At 62.8% G+C, this 1925-nt stretch carries 3 protein-coding genes and 1 tRNA gene; 3 read left to right on the top strand and 1 reads right to left on the bottom strand.

What is annotated here, in order from left to right; genetic code table 11:
• A partial coding sequence (locus tag EN991_RS34315; protein ID WP_127370391.1) for a PAS domain S-box protein occupies nt 1–351 on the bottom strand: 351 nt, incomplete at its 3' end.
• A 551-nt stretch (nt 352–902) separates the two neighbouring features.
• Here EN991_RS34315 and EN991_RS34305 point away from each other — a divergent pair.
• The 3 genes from EN991_RS34305 (at nt 903) to EN991_RS34295 (ending at nt 1854) form a co-directional block, all read left to right on the top strand.
• Complete coding sequence (locus EN991_RS34305) at nt 903–1193, top strand: hypothetical protein (protein ID WP_013530770.1); 291 nt, start codon at nt 903–905, stop codon at nt 1191–1193.
• Nucleotides 1194–1277: 84 nt separating this feature from the next.
• Nucleotides 1278–1351 (top strand) — tRNA-Gln (locus tag EN991_RS34300).
• Nucleotides 1352–1668: 317 nt separating this feature from the next.
• A complete protein-coding gene (locus EN991_RS34295; protein ID WP_013530769.1) occupies nt 1669–1854 on the top strand; it encodes a hypothetical protein in 186 nt (61 codons plus the stop codon).
• Nucleotides 1855–1925: the final 71 nt, after the last annotated feature.

Below are 1925 nucleotides of genomic sequence, written 5' to 3'. Positions count from 1 at the left end.
CTCGCCGGACGCATTCCTGATCGGCGAAATGGTCAGCGACACGGCGATGAGGCCGCCATCCTTGCGCCGGCGGATAGTCTCATAGCTGGCCAGGAGTTCGCCCTTGCGAACCCGGCTGATGATGTCGGTCTCTTCATCCTTGAGATGATCGGGGATGAGCATGAGCACGGAGCGGCCGACGGCCTCTTCGGCGGTGTAGCCGAACATGCGTTGCGCCGCCGCGTTCCAACTGGTGATGATGCTGTTCAGGTCCTTGCTGACGATGGCGTCGAAGGACGAATCGACAATCGCCGCCAGCCGAGCGTGGGCAGTGATTTCGAGCAGGCTATCGACGCTTGCCAATTCTGTCATTGCCCCGTCGTGGCCCCACCTTGCCGCCTCCCGCCAGCGTCCGGGCATGCGTGAGGATTTCCCTCGTGCCAGAAATGCCTGACCGGGCATTTTGGTTGCAGTCGGTGCGCAACATTCCGCATTTGCGGTCGCGGACACGCATGTCACGATAATGCCCGGCCCTCCATCTCGGCAATGCCTCTGCGGCCGTAGATGCCGATCCAGTCGAGCTGCTGTAAGCTCGGTGACCGCTTCGCCCTGTCCGTCTTATCGGCCTGCTTTTTCGGAGCCAGCGTCGTTGGGCGGCGCAACGGGCACTGCATCGGCGTCGGGATTCCTTTGCGGACAGTCCTCGTAGCTGTGGTCGCGTCCGCCGCAGAAGGAACAGCACATGGCCTCGCGATCCCCGCTTCCGGGCCGCCATCGCGGAGTTTTGTAGGGCTTCCTGCCATCCATCCCCAGCAATGCACGACGGACCATTTGGTTGCGCTGCCACAGACGGCGAGCCGGCGGTTGCGGAACCACCCGGCGGGATGCGAGTTTCGGCCGATATGTCCATTCGAGGAACAGCCATGCCAATGCGCCGAATTGCCTTGACGGCAGCGATCCTGCTGGCCGCGACCGGCCTCGCCGAAGCCAGGCCCGACACCCGCACGATGAGTTGCGACCAGCTCCGGCAACTGCTCCAAAGCCGCCATGCCGTGGTGCTGACCACAGGCCCCAACACCTATGACCGCTATGTCAGGCAGTTCGGCAACGAATGCGACTGGCCGGAGGTGCCGATGTCGGCCTATGTCCCGACCCGTGACGGCAGCTGCCCGGTCTACCGCTGCGAGGAACCTGTCACCAACTTTCCGGACTGACACCGCGCTTCCAATCGGCTTTGCCGCCGCAGTGCGTTGATCCCGGCGCGCGAACCGGCTAGGGGTGGGGCGCAACGTGCATTTTCCCGCTTCGTCTAATGGTAGGACAGCGCCCTTTGAAGGCGTGAATCGAGGTTCGAGCCCTTGAGCGGGAACCAGCAACCAAGCGCTTGGCTGGTTCGAAGCCGCGCGCAGACTGGCCAGCCAGCTTCAGCACATTAGCGCGCGCTTGTATTTCACTCGAAGCAGGATCATCATCCAGGCCGTCAGTGGCTTGAAGGGGTACAGCGCATGGAACTGAGTTGCTTTGACGGGGGCGTCCTTGCGTCGACGATGTCCCTGAACGTCACGGCGGTTTTCATGATATTGGCCGCATTTGCCGCATTTCGGCTGGTTGCAATGTCAGGCGAAGGTTCTGTCGACCAACTCCAGACGGCGTAGCCGGCAGAGAACCTCCCGTGCAGGAGAACGGCATATGGCCGCGAGAAAGGTGATAGCCGTCAAGGACTGGTCTTGCGGCATGAGCGACGAGCTTGGCCGCGTCGTGCTGACCATCAACCCGACCGAGGGTGAGCCCATCCTGGTTTTGATGACAATTTTCCAGGCGGCAAGGATGGCCGGGGAATTGCGGGCGCCGAAACTCGTCTCCATACCCCGGTGATGCCACGCCCCTGGCAAGGCGGATCAAGCTCGCCGGGGCAGCCCCAACGCCCCCAGCGGGCCCTGTTGCTC

It is taken from the genome of Mesorhizobium sp. M7A.F.Ca.US.005.03.2.1 (assembly GCF_003997795.1).
Taxonomy (GTDB): Bacteria; Pseudomonadota; Alphaproteobacteria; order Rhizobiales; family Rhizobiaceae; genus Mesorhizobium; species Mesorhizobium ciceri.
Note: the sequence above shows the minus strand (reverse complement) of the source record. Positions and strands in the feature narration are given on the sequence as shown.